Raw genomic sequence first — 17,507 nt, 5'->3', positions numbered from 1 at the left:
CCTAGAGTTCGTCGGCAGCGTCAGATGTGTATAAGAGACAGGTAAATTGCACGAAATTTCAATGGCTTGTGCAATTTCTCAACTCCCTTGTCCGAATAAGTTTTCGTTAGGAAGTCGCCCTTGTTCGAAACGGAGGCAATCCGGCCACAGCCATTCTTCAAGGTCGATCCCGTGAGTCGTTGGCCGAGTCGCGCCAGAGGGCGGATCATTTGCGGATCAGAATCACCCGCAAGCGGCAGTCTCGGCCCTCAAACGAAAAAGCCCCGGACGCGGGCCGGGGCTCTTGAGCGCAAATCCTGCCTTCAGACGTCCAGTAATTCCTCGCTGGCAAATTCAGCCTTGTCGGAGATGAAGGCAAAGCGCGCCTCGGCCTTGGTGCCCATCAACCGCTCGACCGAATCCGCGGTGGTGTCACGGTCATCCGCAAGCAGCACCACCTTGAGCAGCGTCCGCTTGGACGGATCCATGGTGGTTTCCTTCAGCTGCGCCGGCATCATCTCGCCGAGGCCTTTGAAGCGGTTCACCTCGACCTTGGCGTTGGCGTTGAAGGCGCTCTTGATCAACTCGTCCTTGTGCTTGTCGTCGCGCGCGTAGACCGATTTGGTGCCGTGGGTCAGCTTGTAGAGCGGCGGCACCGCGAGGAAGAGGTGGCCCTCGTCGATCAGACGCGGCATCTGACGGTAGAAGAAGGTGATCAGCAGCGAAGCGATATGCGCGCCGTCGACGTCGGCGTCGGTCATGATGATGATGCGCTGATAGCGCAGATCCTCCTCGCGATACTGCGCAAGCGTGCCGCAGCCGATGGCCTGGACGAGATCGGAGAGCTGGGCGTTCGCCGTCAGCTTGTCCTTGCCCGCGGAAGCGACGTTGAGAATCTTGCCGCGCAGCGGCAGCACGGCCTGGGTCTTGCGGTCGCGCGCCTGCTTGGCGCTGCCGCCGGCCGAGTCGCCCTCGACGATGAAGAGCTCGGAGCCTTCGGTGCCGGCATCGGTGCAATCGGCGAGCTTGCCGGGCAGGCGCAACTTCTTGCCGGCGGTCTTGCGCGCGGTTTCCTTTTCCTGGCGGCGGCGCAGCCGCTCCTCGGCGCGGTCGATCACGAAGTCGAGCAGCCGGTTGGCCATGTTCGGATTGCCCGACAGCCAGTGGTCGAACGGATCCTTCATCGCCTGTTCGACGATGCGCTGTGCTTCGGCGGTAGCGAGGCGATCCTTGGTCTGGCCCTGGAATTCAGGCTCGCGCACGAACACCGAGAGCATCACGGCCGCGCCCACCATCACGTCTTCGGAGGTGATCGACGATGCGCGCTTGCCCTGGCCGACGCGTTCGGCGTGGTCTTTCAGGCCGCGCAACAGTGCGCTGCGCAGGCCGGATTCGTGCGTGCCGCCATCGGGCGTCGGCACCGTGTTGGTGTAGGAGGAGAGGAAGCCGTCTGCGTCCGCGGTCCAGGCCACGGCCCATTCGCAGGCGCCGTGCGCGCCGTTGCGGCCGGACTTGCCGGAGAAGATATCGGGATGCACCAGCGTGTCGGCGTGGATTGCGGCGGCCAGATAATCCTTGAGGCCGCCGGGGAAGTGGAACGTGGCTTCCGCCGGCACGTCCTCGATGCCCTTGAGCAGCTCGGGTGCACAATTCCAGCGGATCTCGACGCCGCCGAACAGATACGCCTTGGAGCGCGTCATCTTGAACAGGCGCTGCGGCTTGAACACGGCCTTCGCGCCGAAGATGTCGGTGTCGGGCTTGAAGCGCACGCGGGTGCCGCGGCGGTTGTTGACCTTGCCGAGATCCTCGAGCTTGCCCTTCGGGTGCCCACGCTCGAACGACATGCGGTAGAGCTTCTGGCTGCGCGCGACCTCGACCTCGAGGCGCGAGGAGAGGGCGTTCACCACGGAGATGCCGACGCCGTGCAGACCGCCCGAGGTCTCGTAGACCTTGCTGTCGAACTTGCCGCCCGAATGCAGCGTGCACATGATGACTTCGAGCGCCGACTTCTTCGGGAACTTCGGGTGCGGATCGACCGGAATGCCGCGGCCGTTGTCGGTGACGGTCAGGAAGCCGTCTGCGGAGAGCTCGACACCGATGAAGGTCGCATGTCCGGCGAGCGCCTCGTCCATCGAGTTGTCGATCACTTCCGCGAAGAGGTGATGCAGCGCCTTTTCGTCGGTGCCGCCGATATACATGCCGGGCCGGCGCCGCACCGGTTCCAGGCCCTCGAGCACCTCGATGTCGGCTGCGGTGTAGTCGGCTTCTCCGCCGCTCGCGCGCGGCGCCGCCTTCGCGCTACTGGCGCGCCCCTTCGGCTCATTGCCGTCGAATAAATCGTCTTTAGCCTTGGTTTTCAACTGCTTGGACATATATCTTGATGCGTTTTGAGGGCTGCGCGGGCGGCGAATCGGTTCGCGCGACTATGCCATGGCTGGCCGGCAAAGGTCACCGCCGGGCCGCCACCGGGGCGTCGTTGGGAGCCAATGCCGGCGATTTTACGCTGCTGGCCGAGCTATTCCCGGCAATTTGACGTCCTGGTCCGGCCCGGGCCGGATTTTGTGACTTGATGTCACACAAGTGCTTGGCTTACCAGTCCTTTTTATCGCAGCACCTTGGGACAGGGCGGGAAGGCCAATTCGGAATGGAGCAGTTTGCGCACGCCCTGGCCGACTTCGTGCGTGCTCACCAGGCCTGGGCAGCTCCGATCGTGTTCCTGCTCGCCTTCGGAGAGTCGCTCGCCTTCATCTCGCTGCTGATCCCGGCCTGGGGCGCCCTGGTCGCCATCGGCGCGCTGATCGGGGCAAGCGGCATCAGCTTCTATCCCGTCTGGATCGCCGGCGGCCTCGGCGCGGCGCTGGGCGACTGGGTCTCGTACTGGTTCGGCTTTCGCTACAAGGAGCGGGTCGCCCAGATGTGGCCGCTCTCGCGGTATCCGGAACTGTTGCCCAAGGGCGAGGCTTTCGTGCGGAGCTGGGGCGTACCCAGCATCTTCATCGGCCGCTTCTTCGGCCCCTTACGCGCCTCGGTGCCGCTGGCAGCCGGCATCTTCGAGATGCCTTATTGGACCTTCCAGGCCGCCAATTTCGTCTCGGCGCTGGTCTGGTCGGCGGCGCTCCTCGTGTTCGGCGACGTGATCGCGAAGATCACGGAATGGATCTGGCGGGTGATCTGACGCCAAAACTTGACGGGAACCGCCACTGGCCTTATCACCCCACGCCATGATCAACGCCGCGACCATCCTGTTCGCCCGTCGCCGCCGCCGCAGTCTTGCGGTTTGGGCGGTCGATCGCGTTTGAGATCATCGTCTTTGCCGCTGGATCCGATCCGCGGCATTCTCTCTCCTGTCAGCGCGATCTGATCCGGCGGCTCCCCAAGGAGGCCCAGCAGGAGACCACGATGTACACGCCACCCCATTTCAAGCAAGACCGCGCCGCGAGCCTGAAATTCGCCGACGAGCGCGGCTTCGGCACCATGTGTGCCTTTGACGGCAGGAAGCCGGTCGCATCGTCGCTGCCGTTCTATCTGAGCTATGCCGATGACGGCACGCCGCACGCGGCCTTTCATGTCGCCCGTCACAATCCGCTGATAAAGCTGGCGGACGGCGCGACGTCCTGGCTGCTCGCGGTCAACGGCCCCGATGCCTATGTCTCGCCGGACTGGTACGTCTCGCCGGATCAGGTGCCGACCTGGCTCTACCAGTCGGTGCATCTGACCGGGCCGGTGCGGCTGTTGTCGGACCAGGAGCTGTCGGTGCAGGTCGACACGCTCAGCGACAAGTTCGAGAACTGGCTGCTGCCGAAGCAGCCATGGACGTCGGGCAAGATGACCGCGGGCCGGCTCGAGGCGATGAAGAAGGGAATCGTGGGTCTGGTGATGACGGTTGAAGAGGTCGAAGGCAGCTTCAAGCTCAACCAGCACAAATCCGATGCCGACTATGCAGCGATCGCGAATGCGCTCGGCGATGGCGATGCCGACGCGAAGCAGATCTCGAGCTTGATGCGGCAGATCCGGCCGCAGGTTTTTGCAGACGACGCGAACACGCTCGAAAGGAGCGCACCATGAGCCTCACGGAAACCACGAAAGCCCCGACATCAGGCGCGGGCGCCAAGCCCGCCACCGTCTTCGTCGACGGCGGCTCCGGCACCACCGGTCTCGGCATCAACGAGCGGCTGAAGCTCCAGGGCGACGTCGTCGTGAAGACGATTGCCGACGACAAGCGCAAGGATCCCGCGGCGAAGAAGGCACTGATGGAGGAGGTCGATCTCGTGATCCTCTGCCTGCCCGACGATGCCGCCAGGGAAACGGTTGCCCTGGTCGACAGCATGGGCGCCTCCGCGCCGAAAGTGCTGGACGCCTCGACCGCCTACCGGGTTGCGCCCGACTGGGCCTATGGCTTTCCGGAGCTGACCCCGGACCAGGCCGGCAAGATCAAGGCCGCCAAGAAGGTCTCAAATCCCGGCTGCTATCCGACCGGCGCGATCGCGCTGTTGCGTCCGATCGTCGATGCCGGCCTGTTGCCGCAGGACTATCCCGTCACCGTCAATGCGGTGAGCGGCTATTCCGGCGGCGGCAAGTCGATGATTGCGAGCTTTGAAGACGGCAGCGCGCCGTCGTTCGAACTCTACGGCCTCGGCTTCGAGCACAAGCATTTGCCGGAGATGCAGCTCTATTCGAACCTGACGCGGCGGCCGATCTTCATTCCTTCGGTCGGCAACTACCGGCAGGGCATGCTGGTCTCGGTGCCGCTCCAGCTGGACACGCTGCCGGGGAAGCCTGATGGTGCTGATCTGCAAGCCGCAATGGCAAAGCGCTACGCCGGGTCGAAATACGTCTCGGTGATGCCGCTTCAGAACGAAGCGGCCAAGGGCGGCCGGCTCGAGCCGGAAGCACTCAACGAGACCAACATGCTCGAGCTCTATGTCTTCGCCAGCGACAAATATCACCAGGCCGTCCTGGTCGCCCGGCTCGACAATCTCGGCAAGGGCGCATCCGGCGCGGCCGTGCAGAACATGCGGCTGATGCTGGGATTGCCGGAAGAGTAGGGCGAGCGTCTATCCTCCGTCATCGCGGGCGAAGCGAAGCAATCCAGAATTCCCACTGCGGAGACAGTCCTGGATTGCTTCGTCGCATCAGCGCAAGCTTGGCAACTTTGTCGCGAACTCCTCGCGAGACGGTGAAACTTACGTCAAAACACCCCGAAGATCGCCAGCGCCAGAACGGCCTGCGCCAGGAATCCGACGGTGAAGGCGAGGGTGCGGAACACGGGAATGCCGAGCGCATAGACGATCAGATGCGCGACGCGCGCCCAGAAATAGACCGCGCAGGCGAGCACCGTCCATTTCGAGGAATACTCGATCGCATTGAGGATCAGCACCAGCGGCGCGAACAGCACGAGGTTCTCGACCGCGTTGTCATGGGCGAACATCAGACGGTTAGCCCAATCGGCCTGGGGCTTGTCGCCGCGCGAGGGGTTGGCCATCGCGCCGCTGAGGCCCCGGACCTGGCAGCGATTGATGGTGTAGGGAATCCAGAGGATCCCGGTCAGGATCACCGTGCACGTCAGCCAGAACAATTCACGCGTCATAACCCGATCCCCTCTGTCGTCGCTGCCTTGAGAGTGAGCTTATACAAGCGCGGGAGATTCCGCTACGCGCGAACCCTGACATAGCTGCCGGGTGCGTCCTCGATCGGAGGCAGTGCCTCGGTGCCGACGCTGCGCGCAGGCACTTCCTCCGGATCCAGGCTGCCCAGCCATTCGCGCCAATCCGGCCACCACGAGCCCTTGTGCTCCACCGCGCCCTTCATCCACTCGGCGACATTGGCGGCCTTGATGTTGTCGTTGGTCCAGTACTGGTATTTGTTCGAGGCAGGCGGATTGACGACGCCGGCGATGTGGCCGGAGCCGGACAGCACGTATTTCACGGGGCCGCCGAAGAACTGCGAGCCGTACAGCACCGATTCCGCCGGCGCGATGTGGTCTTCCCGGGTGGCGAGATTGTAGACCGGCACCTTGACCTTGGAGAGGTCGAGCAGGGTGTTGTCGAGCACCATCGTGCCCGTCGACAGCCGGTTCTCCAGATAGCAGTTGCGCAAATAATAGGAATGGTTCGCCTGCGTCATTCGTGTCGCGTCGGAATTCCAGTGCAACAGGTCGAACGCGCTGGGCTGCTGGCCCTTGAGATAGTTGCTGACGACGTAGGACCAGATCAGATCGTTCGAGCGCAGCATGTTGAAGGCCATCGCCATCTTGGAGCCTTCGAGCACGCCTGAGGCCTTCATGTCCTGCTCGAGCGCCGCGATCTGTTCCTCGTCGACGAAGACCAAGAGATCGCCGGCATGGGTGAAGTCGACCTGGGCGGCAAAGAACGTTGCCGAGCTCACGCGCTGGCGCCGCTTCTCGGCGAGCCAGGCCAGCGTGGTCGCGAGCATGGTGCCGCCGACGCAATAGCCGGCGGTGTGCACCTTCATCTCGCCGGTGACCTTCTCGATCACGTCCATCGCCGTGAGCGGGCCTTCCTTCATGTAGTCTTCCCAGCTCTTGTTGCCAAGCCGCTTGTCGGGATTGACCCATGAGATCACGAACACGGTGATGCCCTGGTCGACGCACCACTTGATGTAGGACTTCTCCGGCTTGAGATCGAGAATGTAGAACTTGTTGATCCAGGGCGGCACGATCAGGAGGGGGGTGCGCAGCACCTTCTCCGTGGTCGGAGCATACTGGATCAGCTGCATCATCTCGTTCTGGTAGATCACCTTGCCGGGCGTGGTCGCCATGTTGACGCCGACGACGAGGTTGTCAGGGTTGGACTGGCGGATCTTCAGCATGCCTTTGCCGGCAGCGATGTCCTCCGCCAGCATCGTCAGGCCGCGCGCGAGGTTCTCGCCGCTGCTTGCGACGGTCTCGCGCAGCACCTCCGGATTGGTCAGCACGAAGTTCGACGGCGAGATCGCGTTGGTGATCTGCTGGATATAGAATTCGGCCTTGCGGCGCGTGTGGACATCGAGCTCGGCGTCGCGCACGAGCTCCTGCGCCCATTTGGTCGTGAGCAGATAGAGCTGCATCATGAAGTCGAAGAACTGGTTCGACTTCCATTCCGGATCGGCAAAGCGCTTGTCGCGCGGCGAGGGCGCGATTGCGGGCGCGGCGTCTTGTCCGGCCATGCGGCGCGCCGCCGAGCCCCAGAGATCGAGATAGTCCTTGGCGAGCTTGGTCTGGAGGTCGGACGATCGCGACTGGTCGGAAAGCCAGTATTCGGCGACCGAGGTGAAGGTCTTGACGACTTCGGTGAGTTCGGTCGGAGGACGGTCCTGCACCTCGCCGCTCTCGCGCGGCTTCAGGAACGCGGCGAGCGCCTTGCCGCCGCTCTCCATCGCCCGCGCGACGTTCATCGCGAAGGCTTCCGCATCGAACTTCGTTTCAGACTTTGTCCCGGACGTTGTCCCGGGCGTGCGCGTGTCGGTCGTGACGGTACTCATGAAGAGGACAGTAACGATTCATTCCGTATTCGTCACCGCGAAGCTCGCCGGTTTCGCGTTAAACAGGCGCGAAGATGTGCTGCACTGCGACAAGGCTTCTTGCTTTTGTCACAATCGACGTGCACCTCTCATGCTGTGGGCCTCGGAAGATTTCTCGCTCGTGCCATTTGTGGGCAGCAATGGTTTGAGCTTGGGCAGGTTGTTGATTAAGCTATCGGCAGCCTTGCGTTGGGACGAGTAGGGGATTTCCCAAGTGTTGGCGTTATGGGACCTGCAAAAGACGCGGCTTGCGTGCTGCGTGCTGCTGATGGCGGCATTTGCGTTGGGCGGCTGCTCGAGCCAGCTCGCGGACATGTCGGCCGCCGATACGCCGGCCCATCCCAAGGAGCCCGCCGGCTACCTGCCGGTGCACGATTTGCCGCCCGATCGTGACCAGGCAATTATCCCGCCCGACCAGCGTGCCAAGATCGAGGCGGAGCTGGCCGCCGCGCGCGACCGCCAGGCCATTGCCGCCAAGGACGCGAAATAGCGCAGCGCAAGGTAATCGCTGGCGCCCTCGTCTTGCCGTGCTAAAAGACCTCAGTTCAGCCGAGAGTCAGGGCGAACGACTTCAGCCGCCGCCGTCGCAGATTGCTCTAAGTATCTGATTTTGAGCGATTTTGATGCGTGGGGCCGATGCCTGTCGGAATGGCCCAATTGGCCAGGTCGATTCTGTCCTGACCGGTTGCCCGGAGCCCAGAGAGCCATGGAAGAATTTTACCGCATCCGCCGCCTTCCGCCTTACGTGTTCGAACAGGTCAACCGGGCCAAGGCGGCCGCGCGGAACGCCGGCGCCGACATCATCGATCTCGGCATGGGCAATCCGGATCTGCCGGCCCCGCCGCATGTGCTGGAGAAGCTGAAGGAGACGCTCGGCAAGCCGCGCACCGACCGCTACTCGGCGTCCCGCGGCATCCCCGGCCTGCGCCGGGCCCAGGCCGGCTACTACGCGCGCCGCTTCGGCGTGAAGCTCAACCCCGACACGCAAGTGGTGGCGACGCTCGGCTCCAAGGAGGGCTTTGCCAACGTGGCGCAGGCGATCACCGCGCCCGGCGACGTCATCCTCTGCCCGAACCCGAGCTATCCCATTCACGCCTTCGGCTTCCTGATGGCGGGCGGGGTGATCCGCTCGGTGCCGTCGGAGCCGACGCCACAATTCTTCGAGGCGGTGGAGCGGGCGATCGTGCATTCGATCCCGAAGCCGCTGGCGCTCGTCGTCTGCTATCCGTCGAATCCGACCGCCTATGTCGCGAGCCTCGACTTCTACAAGGACCTCGTTGCCTTCGCGAAGAAGCACGAGATCCTGATCCTGTCGGATCTCGCCTATGCGGAAGTCTATTTCGACGAGAACAATCCGCCGCCCTCGGTGCTTCAGGTGCCCGGCGCGATGGACGTCACCGTCGAGTTCACCTCGATGTCCAAGACCTATTCGATGGCCGGCTGGCGCATGGGCTTTGCCGTCGGCAACGAGCGGGTGATCGCCGCGCTCGCCCGTGTCAAATCCTACCTCGATTACGGCGCCTTCACGCCGGTGCAGGTCGCAGCCACCGCCGCGCTGAACGGCCCCGACGACTGCATCAAAGAGATGCGCGACACCTATCGCAAGCGCCGCGACGCGCTGGTGGAATCGTTCGGCCGGGCGGGGTGGGAGATTCCGCCGCCGGAAGCCTCGATGTTCGCATGGGTGCCGCTGCCGGAAGCATTCCGCAGCGTCGGCAGCATGCAGTTCGCGACCCTGATGGTGGAAAAATCCGGTGTCGCCGTCTCGCCCGGCGTCGGCTTCGGCGAGCATGGTGAAGGATATGTCCGCATCGCCATGGTGGAAAACGAGCAACGGATCAGGCAGGCCGCGCGCGGCGTGCGCCGCTTCCTTGAAAGCGGCATCGAAACGTTGCACAACGTCGTTCCGCTCGCCAACAGGCGCTGATTTTCTCTTCGACAGGTTCTCTCAAGCATCATGGTTGCACCCCTGAAAGTGGGCATAGCGGGGCTCGGCACCGTGGGCGCCGAAGTTGTCCGGTTGATTGAAACGCAGGCGCGCGTGCTCGCGGGCCGCAGCGGGCGCGGCATCCGCGTCGTCGCCGTCACCGCGCGTTCGAAAGCGAAGAAGCGCGGCATCGATCTGCGCGGCGTCGAATGGGCTAGGGATCCGATGGCGCTCGCCACGCACCCCGAGGTCGACTGCTTCGTCGAACTGATGGGCGGCGCCGGCGATCCCGCGCTCTCCGCTGTCGAGGCGGCGCTGAATGCCGGCAAGTCGGTCGTTACCGCCAACAAGGCGCTGCTCGCCAAGCACGGCATCAAGCTGGCCAAAGCAGCCGAAAAGCACGGCGGTGCGCTGAATTTCGAGGCAGCCGTCGGGGCCGCGATCCCCGTCATCAAGACGTTACGCGAAGGTCTAGCCGGAACCGGCATCGACCGCGTCTACGGCATTCTCAACGGCACCTGCAATTACATCCTGACCCGGATGGAACAGGAGGGCCTGTCGTTCGCCGAGTGCCTCAAGGATGCGCAGCGGCTCGGTTATGCCGAGGCCAATCCGTCCTTCGACGTCGATGGCTACGACACGGCACAGAAGCTCGCCATTCTTGCCAGCCTCGCTTTCGGCACGAAAGTTGCTCAAAGCGCGGTGTATGTCGAAGGCATCTCCTCCATCGCGCCGGAAGATCTGCGCGCAGCCGCGGATCTCGGCTACCGCGTCAAGTTGCTCGGCGTTGCCGTTCGCACTGCCAAGGGCATCGAGCAGCGCGTGCATCCGACCATGGTTCCCAAAACCTCTTCGATCGCGCAGGTGATGGGTGTCACCAACGCAGTCACGATCGATGGCGAAGGCATTCCGCCGATCACGTTGGTCGGCCCCGGTGCAGGCGGTGCTGCGACGGCATCCGCCGTCGTCGCCGATATCGCCGACGTCGCGCGCGGCATCCGCGCCAATCCGTTCGGCCGGCCGATCGCGCAGCTCCGCGACACCAAGAAGGCGCCGATGGAGCGGCACGAAGGCGGATATTACATCCGCCTCCTGGCGCGCGATTTCCCGGGCACCGCGGCTGCGATCGCGACGCGGCTTGCCGAGCAGAAGATTTCGATCGAGTCGATCGTGCAGCGCCATCCCAATGGCGGCGTTGCGCCGGCAAGCGGCAAGGCGGTGCCCGTGCCCGTCATCCTGATCACCTATGCCACACACGAGGACGCCGTGCGTCGCGCGCTCGCCGCCGTGCAGAAGGACAAGGTCATCAGCGGACGGCCGCAGGTCATCAGAATCGAGAAGAACTAGCGCATGCTTAAACAATGACACGGTTCGAACGAACTGTGGGTGTTACGAGTTGATGCGGACGGAGATGTCCGTCCCAAACGTTTCGAAGGAGTTAGCCGATGTCGACCCATATTTCAGTGCCGCCGCAAGCATTGCTCGAGCGCATTCTCACGCTGGAGATCGTGCGCGTGACGGAGCGGGCGGCGGTGTCGTCGGCGCGCTTGCGTGGGCACGGAAATGAGAAAGCGGCCGACCAGGCCGCCGTCGACGCCATGCGCCGCGAGCTCAACAAGCTGCCGATCCAGGGCACCATCGTGATCGGCGAGGGCGAACGCGACGAAGCGCCGATGCTCTTCATCGGAGAGAAGGTCGGTGTCAACGCCGGCCCCGAGGTCGACATCGCGGTCGACCCGCTCGAGGGGACCACGCTGTGCGCCAAGAACATGCCGGGCTCGATCGCCACCATGGCGATGGCCGACGGCGGCACGCTGCTGCACGCGCCCGACGTCTACATGCAGAAGCTCGCGATCGGTCCCGGCTACGACAAGGGCGTCGTCGAGCTCGATGCCAGCCCCGCCGACAACGTCCGCCGCCTGGCCAAGGCCAAGGGCGTCAAGCCCGAGGGCATCACCGTGCTCGTGCTCGATCGTCCACGCCATGCCAGCATCATCGAGAGCGTGCGTTCGACCGGCGCCGCGGTGCGTCTGATCACTGACGGCGATGTCGCCGGCGTGATTCACTGCGCCGATCCCGACAACACCGGCGTCGACATGTATCTCGGCACCGGCGGCGCGCCGGAAGGCGTGCTCGCCGCGGTGGCGCTGCGCTGCATCGGCGGGCAGATGCAGTGCCGGCTGATCCTCGATTCCGGCGAGAAGGTCGAGCGCGCCGCCAAGATGGGCGTCAACGATCCCAAGATGATCTACGGCATCGAGGACATGGCGCGCGGCGACTGCCTGTTCGCCGCCACCGGCGTCACCACGGGCTCGCTGCTGTCGGGCGTGAAGTTTCGCAAGGACGGCGTGATCGAGACCGAGACGGTTGTGATGCGCTCCGTCACCGGCACTGTGCGCTACATCAAGGCCGAGCACCGCGAGCTCGCGAAGTTCCATCTGGACTAAGTCACAGGTGTGGTTCCGGGGCTCGCGAAGCGAGAGCCCGGAATCCATCTCGCCTTGGACTCTGCCGCCCAATGGATTCCGGGTTTGCGCTCCGCGCGCCCCGGAATGACAACAAGAGGGAAGCGCCCATGTCCGATCTCTCAGCCGTCAAAGCCCTGATCTTCGACGTGTTCGGCACGGTCGTCGACTGGCGCACCAGCCTCATCACCGACTTCATGTGGTGGGGGAAGGGCCGAGGCATCAGTGCCGACTGGACCGCGCTCGTCGACGGTTGGCGCGGCATGTACATGGCCTCGATGGACGATGTGCGCAAACATCCCGAGCGCGGCTATGTCATGCTCGATGATCTGCATCGCCGCTCGCTGGAGAAGCTGGTCGAGCAGTTCGCGATCAAAGGCCTGTCCGAGGCCGATCTCGACTACCTGACCAAGGGCTGGCACCGCCTCAATCCCTGGCCCGACAGTGTCGCCGGCCTGACCCGGCTCAAGACCAAATTCGTGATCTCGCCGCTCTCGAACGGCAACGTCGCGCTGCTTACCAACATGGCGAAGTTTGCCGGGCTGCCCTGGGATCTCATCATGTCGGCCGAGCTGTTCGAGCACTACAAACCCGATCCCGAAACCTATCTCGGCGCCGCCAAGCTGCTGTGCCTCAAGCCGGAAGAGGTGATGATGGTCGCCGCCCATAACGGCGACCTCGCCGCCGCGCAGAAGAACGGTCTGAAGACCGCCTTCGTGGCGCGGCCGACCGAGTACGGCCCGCTGCAGAAGGTCGACTTCGAAGCCACCGGCGCCTGGGACGTCGTCGCCGAGGATTTCGGCGGCATCGCCGACCGGCTGGGGTGCTAGCGCGCGGCTTCGCCGAGCTCAAATCCTTCCGAATGCGACCGTCGCCTTGTCGTAGGCGCCGTCACCCATCGTGCCGGCCTTGAAGATGCCGTGCTTCTCGATCCAGTCGAACGACTGCTCGTAGACCTCGCGCGAATAGGGTTCGAACACGATCCGCTCGCCGGGGCCCCAGCGCCTGGTGTCCATGGCCTCATGGAAGCGATCCGGAAATTCGTTCTTGTAGTAGTGCGTGAACAGCTCCGGACGCAGGTCGATATCACGCTGGGCCTTCTTCAGCGCCCGGAAGTAGCGCTTGATGTCCTCTGGCGCCGGATCGCCATTGATCATGGAGGCGATCATGAAAGTGGTGTCGATGATCTTGCGGTAGCCGAGCTGCTCGGCGAAATAGTAGGGGCCATTGAACAGCGAAGCTGCCTTGCTCTTGCCTTCGAACAGCAGCTCCATCCGGCGGAACAGCATGCCGTCCTCGAAGGTGAGGTTGATCTGGCTCGGCGCCAGATAGGGCTCGAGCGCCTGGATGGTCGAATAATGGCTGCCTGACTGGAAGCCCACCGAGATCGGCACTCCCGCAAGATCGGCAGGCGTGCGGATATTCGAATCCGCCGGAACGAAGATGCCTGACGGCGCGACCGAGTAGACGTCGGCGTAGAGCTTGGCGTGCCCGTTCGAAGCGGCGATGTTGACGGTCCAGTGGCAGGCGCAGCTGACGTCGGCTTTGCGCCCCTTCTCGATGCTCTGGAAGGCGCCTTCATTGACCTTGTTGTGGTGCTGGCCCCCGCTCGAGCGGATCAGCTCGCGAAACTCGTAGTCGAGCCCTTCGTCGCGGAAATAGCCCTTCTCCTCGGCCAGCCATTCCTGCAGGCGAAAATGCGGTTCGATCACGAATTTCGTCATGGCGTCCTCCGTATCCGCGTGGCCGTTCGGCCGTTCGATTGACGACACGATAGCAAAGGACGAAGCTCGATCCATGGCTACGAGGGAATGTTTCACATGCCCAGGATGGAATCTTCCGGGATCGACTTGCGCGATCTCCGCGTGCTCGACGCGCTGATCCGCGAGGGCAGTATCACGCGGGCAGCCGTGAGCCTCGAGACCACGCAGCCGGCGATCAGCAAGCTGCTGGCGCGCTTGCGGCTGCGCTTCGACGATCCGCTGTTCGTGCGGCGCGGCAGCGGCGTTCAGCCCACCGCGCGCGCCGTCGAAATGGCGGCGCAAGTCCGCGCGCTGCTCGAAATGGCCGACCGGCTATGGCAGGAGCGGTTGCCGTTCGACCCCACGAAGTCAGAGAAGACCTTCAGTCTGCTCTTGACCGACGTCGGTATGGTGCGGTTCCTGCCGCCTTTGGTCGCGCGCCTCGCCGAGCTCGCACCGCGCATTCAATTGCGAGCGATCCCGCTCGACTCCCGGCATTTCGCGGTCAAGCTGGAGTCCGGCGAGGCGGACCTTGCGCTCGGCGCGCTGCCGCGTGCGGCGGGGCATCTTCGCCGCCAGCGGCTTTATTCGGACGGCTACACCAGCGTTGTGAGACGGAACCATCCAAGGCCGGCAGCGGTGCGGACCCGGCGGGGATTTCTCGAGGAGAAGCATGTCCTGATCACGGCGTCCGAGACCGGTCACGCGGCCCATCTGGAAACGCAGCGCGTGCTGACGCGCGCGATTGCGCGCACAAACATCCTGTTGCAGGTGCCGAGCTTCATCGCGGGCGCGATCGTGGCCTCTCAAACCGATGGCGTCGCGACCTTGCCCGCCAACCTCGCTGCCATCGTCGCCGAACCGCTCGGAATGACGGTGTTCAAGACGCCGGTGATATTGCCGCGGATCGAGATCGCGCAATATTGGCATGAGCGCTACCATCGCGATCCCGCCCACCGCTGGCTGCGGTCGATCACGGTCGATCTGTTCGGCAGTCGTGCCTAGCCTGCGGGAGAGCCCGCTCACGCGCTCTTCAATGTAAGCTCGCTTCCTTCCGTCTCCGCAAAGCCTGCCTGCAACACCTCTTCGCGCTTGTGGCGCAGATGCGCGCGCAGGATGTGGGCGAGGCCGGTGCCGTCGCGGCGCTGCAGCGCGTTCAGGATGGCCTCGTGCTCGCTGACGGCGAGCGCCCAGCGCTGCGGCGTCATCGGCGTGACGTAGCGCGCGCGGCGGATGCGCGCGGTCACGGAGGCGTAGAGCCCCGACAACACGGGATTGCCGGCGGCGTTGACGATCCCCTCGTGAATGGCGCGGTTACCGCGATAATACTGGATCAGATCGCCCTCGCGATAATGCTGCACCATCGCGGCGTGGGCCGCGGCGATCTCAGCGATCTCAACGTCGCTGATGCGCTCGCAGGCGAGCTCGCCGGCCAAAGCCTCGAGACCCTGGCAGACCTCGAACAGGTCGCGCATGTCCTTGTCAGTCAGCTTTGCCGCGCGCGAGCCGCGATGGGGCAGGAGCTGCACCAGGCCTTCCGCGGCCAGCACCTTGAGCGCTTCACGCAGCGGCGTGCGCGAGATGTCGAGCCGTTCGCACAGCTCGCGCTCGGGAATCCGCGCGCCCGGCGGGATCTCACCATCGAGCAGAATGTCGCGGATGCGGCCGACGACCTCCTCATGCAGCATGGGCGCTCTCAGTTTTTGAATGCAAAAATGGCTCAATAGACGAAAGTTCGGTATTTATATCTTGAAAATCTCACATTTTGCATTCAAAAAAGCAAAAAACAGATAGGGATCGAGGAAATGGATCAGGCCGTAGCGGCGGACGACCTTGTTTTTGAATGCAAGGACGGGATCGGGCGGATCACTTTCAACCGTCCGCAGGCGCGCAACGCCTTCACCTTCACGATGTATGAGCGGCTCGCCGCCATCTGCGAACAGGCCAATCACGACCTGTCGATCAAAGTGCTGGTGCTGCGCGGGGCCGGGGATAAGGCCTTTGCCTCCGGCACCGACATCAACCAGTTCCGCGCTTTCAGGACGCCGCAGGACGCGATCGACTACGAGAACCGCATCGACCGGGTGCTGACTACGCTCGAACAATGCCGGGTGCCGACGATCGCGGCGATTAACGGCTTTTGTACCGGCGGCGGAGCGGGCATTGCGGCGGCCTGCGACCTGCGCATCGGCACGCGCAGTGCGAAAATCGGATTTCCCATCGCGCGGACGCTCGGCAATTGCCTGTCGATGTCTAATGTCAGCCGTCTCACGGCGCTGATCGGGGCTGCCCGGGTCAAGGACCTCATCTTCACCGCGCGCCTCGTCGATGCCGCGGAGGCTGCCAGCGTCGGCTTGCTCGGTGAGGTCGTGGACGATCTCGCTGCGCTCGACCGGCGCGCTGACGAGATCGCGCGCCTCGTCGCCAGCCACGCGCCGCTGACGCTGACCGCGACCAAGCAGGCCGTGGCCCGGCTGCAACGGCGGCTGACGCGGGACGAGGGCGAAGACCTCATCCTGATGTGCTACACGAGCCAGGATTTTCGCGAAGGGCTCGATGCTTTCCTCAGCAAGCGCGCCCCGCAGTGGCGCGGTCAATAGGACGCTCCGATGCCAAGCGATCGATCGCAATCCACCTCACGCCGCTCCGGTCCGCTCGCCGGCCTCAAGGTCGTCGATCTCACCCATGTCATGGCGGGGCCGACCTGCACCTTGATGCTGGCCGACATGGGCGCCGACGTCATCAAAATCGAGAAATGGCCAAACGGCGATGACACCCGCCATTCGGTGCCGCCGAAGATCGGCGATGAGGCGGCATCGTTCCTGATGATGAACCGCAACAAGCGCGGCATCGTGCTGGATCTCAAGACCGACGGCGGCAAGCAGGTGCTGCGGCGCCTGATCGCGGACGCCGACGTGCTGGTCGAGAACTTTGCGCCGGGCGCGATGCAGCGTCTCGGATTTGGATACGAAGAGCTGCACAAGCAATTCCCCGCGCTGATCTACTGCTCGTTGTCGGGTTTCGGCCGCACCGGACCCTACAAGCACCGTCGCGGGTTCGACCTCGTCGCGCAGGCCATGAGCGGCATCATGAGCTTTACCGGCGAGCGCCCCGATGGACCGCCGGTGAAATGCGGCCCGCCGTTGTCCGACATCACCGCCGGCCTGCTCGCGAGCATGGGCATTCTCGCCGCCTACACGCACCGTCTCAAGACCGGGGAGGGGCAGTGGGTCGAGACCTCGCTCTACGAGGCCGCCCTGGTGCAGACCTATTGGCAGTCGACCATCGCGTTGGCCGCGGGCACCGCGCCGCGCGCGATGGGGTCGGCCCATCCGCTCAACGCGCCTTACCAGGCGTTCGAAGCCTCCGACGGCTGGCTCGTGGTCGGCGGTGCCAACAAGAAGCACTGGCTGTTGATGCTGGAAGCGCTCGGCGCGAGCGAGCTTGCCGCCGATCCGCGCTTCGTCACCGGCGCCGACCGCATGGCCAATCTGAAGGAGCTCGAAGCCGTCCTGAGCGAACGCTTCCGCACCCAAACGCGCGCGCATTGGCTCGCCGCGCTTGACGAGAAGGGCGTGCCGTGCGGCCCCGTGCACAACATGCTGGAGGCGCTGAGCGATCCGCAGACGCTGGCGCGCGAAATGGTCGTCGAGGTCGAGCATTCCACGCTGGGCCCGGTCAAGACGATCGGCCTGCCGATCAAGTTCTCGGAAACGCCGGGCAAGGTCGCATCAGGCGCGCCGGTCTACGGCGAGCATACGCGCGAGGTGCTGGCCGAGCACGGCTTCGACCAGAAGCAAATCGAAGCGCTCGAACAAGAAGGCGCCATCGTCTCGGCATCGGGGACGCGCGAGGAGCGCGTGGCCTGAACGGACT

The 17,507-nt window shown here is 64.1% G+C and carries 18 protein-coding genes; 13 read left to right on the top strand and 5 right to left on the bottom strand.

The features are described from left to right. Positions 1-302: 302 nt before the first annotated feature. A complete protein-coding gene (gene parE, locus IF809_RS28550; RefSeq protein WP_462839203.1) occupies positions 303-2,351 on the bottom strand; it encodes a DNA topoisomerase IV subunit B in 2,049 nt (682 codons plus the stop codon). A gap of 5 nt (positions 2,352-2,356) precedes the next feature. Here parE and IF809_RS28545 point away from each other — a divergent pair, with 5 nt between their 5' ends. The 4 genes from IF809_RS28545 (at position 2,357) to argC (ending at position 5,024) form a co-directional block, all read left to right on the top strand. Next, positions 2,357-2,512 carry a hypothetical protein gene (locus IF809_RS28545; protein ID WP_462839202.1) on the top strand — a complete coding sequence of 52 codons (156 nt, stop codon included), beginning with the start codon at positions 2,357-2,359 and terminating at the stop codon, positions 2,510-2,512. 111 nt (positions 2,513-2,623) lie between these two features. Beyond that, entirely contained in the window at positions 2,624-3,154 is a 531-nt protein-coding gene (locus IF809_RS28540) for a DedA family protein (protein WP_128966053.1), read from the top strand. A gap of 224 nt (positions 3,155-3,378) precedes the next feature. Further along, entirely contained in the window at positions 3,379-4,044 is a 666-nt protein-coding gene (locus IF809_RS28535; RefSeq protein WP_462839201.1) for an FMN-binding negative transcriptional regulator, read from the top strand. Continuing rightward, a complete protein-coding gene (argC, locus tag IF809_RS28530; RefSeq protein ID WP_462839200.1) occupies positions 4,041-5,024 on the top strand; it encodes an N-acetyl-gamma-glutamyl-phosphate reductase in 984 nt (327 codons plus the stop codon). Before IF809_RS28535 ends, argC begins: the two co-directional genes overlap by 4 nt. A 143-nt stretch (positions 5,025-5,167) precedes the next feature. On the opposite strand, the gene IF809_RS28525 is transcribed toward argC, so the two are convergent. Next, positions 5,168-5,566, bottom strand: a complete 399-nt coding sequence (locus IF809_RS28525) for an MAPEG family protein (RefSeq protein WP_128966056.1) — start codon at positions 5,564-5,566, stop codon at positions 5,168-5,170. A 62-nt stretch (positions 5,567-5,628) separates the two neighbouring features. After that, a complete protein-coding gene (locus IF809_RS28520; protein WP_462839199.1) occupies positions 5,629-7,371 on the bottom strand; it encodes a PHA/PHB synthase family protein in 1,743 nt (580 codons plus the stop codon). Between IF809_RS28520 and IF809_RS28515 the strand changes: the two genes are divergently transcribed. The 6 genes from IF809_RS28515 to IF809_RS28490 all read left to right on the top strand — a co-directional run bounded on the left by IF809_RS28515 (position 7,337) and on the right by IF809_RS28490 (position 12,719). After that, entirely contained in the window at positions 7,337-7,699 is a 363-nt protein-coding gene (locus IF809_RS28515) for a hypothetical protein (protein WP_462839198.1), read from the top strand. The genes IF809_RS28520 and IF809_RS28515 overlap by 35 nt on opposite strands. Positions 7,700-7,711: 12 nt before the next feature. Then, a complete protein-coding gene (locus IF809_RS28510) occupies positions 7,712-7,987 on the top strand; it encodes a hypothetical protein (RefSeq protein WP_128966058.1) in 276 nt (91 codons plus the stop codon). A gap of 216 nt (positions 7,988-8,203) precedes the next feature. Beyond that, entirely contained in the window at positions 8,204-9,424 is a 1,221-nt protein-coding gene (locus IF809_RS28505) for an LL-diaminopimelate aminotransferase (RefSeq protein WP_028171284.1), read from the top strand. 30 nt (positions 9,425-9,454) lie between these two features. Continuing rightward, positions 9,455-10,771, top strand: a complete 1,317-nt coding sequence (locus IF809_RS28500) for a homoserine dehydrogenase (protein WP_462839197.1) — start codon at positions 9,455-9,457, stop codon at positions 10,769-10,771. Between the two features lie 98 nt (positions 10,772-10,869). Next, positions 10,870-11,871 (top strand): class II fructose-bisphosphatase, encoded by a 1,002-nt coding sequence (glpX, locus tag IF809_RS28495; protein WP_128966061.1) that lies wholly within the window; start codon positions 10,870-10,872, stop codon positions 11,869-11,871. A 128-nt stretch (positions 11,872-11,999) separates the two neighbouring features. After that, positions 12,000-12,719 (top strand): haloacid dehalogenase type II, encoded by a 720-nt coding sequence (locus IF809_RS28490; protein WP_462839196.1) that lies wholly within the window; start codon positions 12,000-12,002, stop codon positions 12,717-12,719. Between the two features lie 18 nt (positions 12,720-12,737). On the opposite strand, the gene IF809_RS28485 is transcribed toward IF809_RS28490, so the two are convergent. Beyond that, positions 12,738-13,613, bottom strand: coding sequence for an ABC transporter substrate-binding protein (locus IF809_RS28485; RefSeq protein WP_453979065.1), 876 nt, complete (start codon positions 13,611-13,613; stop codon positions 12,738-12,740). Positions 13,614-13,709: 96 nt separating this feature from the next. Here IF809_RS28485 and IF809_RS28480 point away from each other — a divergent pair, with 96 nt between their 5' ends. Continuing rightward, positions 13,710-14,636: a LysR family transcriptional regulator gene (locus IF809_RS28480; protein WP_453979064.1), complete on the top strand. Its 927-nt coding sequence runs from the start codon at positions 13,710-13,712 to the stop codon at positions 14,634-14,636. A gap of 17 nt (positions 14,637-14,653) precedes the next feature. On the opposite strand, the gene IF809_RS28475 is transcribed toward IF809_RS28480, so the two are convergent. Next, positions 14,654-15,319 (bottom strand): GntR family transcriptional regulator, encoded by a 666-nt coding sequence (locus IF809_RS28475; RefSeq protein ID WP_128966065.1) that lies wholly within the window; start codon positions 15,317-15,319, stop codon positions 14,654-14,656. Between the two features lie 117 nt (positions 15,320-15,436). Between IF809_RS28475 and IF809_RS28470 the strand changes: the two genes are divergently transcribed. Together IF809_RS28470 and IF809_RS28465 are read left to right on the top strand one after the other, a co-directional pair. Beyond that, entirely contained in the window at positions 15,437-16,231 is a 795-nt protein-coding gene (locus IF809_RS28470; RefSeq protein WP_128966066.1) for an enoyl-CoA hydratase/isomerase family protein, read from the top strand. A gap of 9 nt (positions 16,232-16,240) precedes the next feature. Next, on the top strand, positions 16,241-17,500 hold the full coding sequence (locus IF809_RS28465) for a CaiB/BaiF CoA transferase family protein (RefSeq protein ID WP_462839195.1): 1,260 nt from the start codon (positions 16,241-16,243) through the stop codon (positions 17,498-17,500). Positions 17,501-17,507 lie beyond the last annotated feature (7 nt).

This window comes from Bradyrhizobium sp. UFLA06-24, assembly GCF_054967145.1.
Note: the sequence above shows the minus strand (reverse complement) of the source record. Positions and strands in the feature narration are given on the sequence as shown.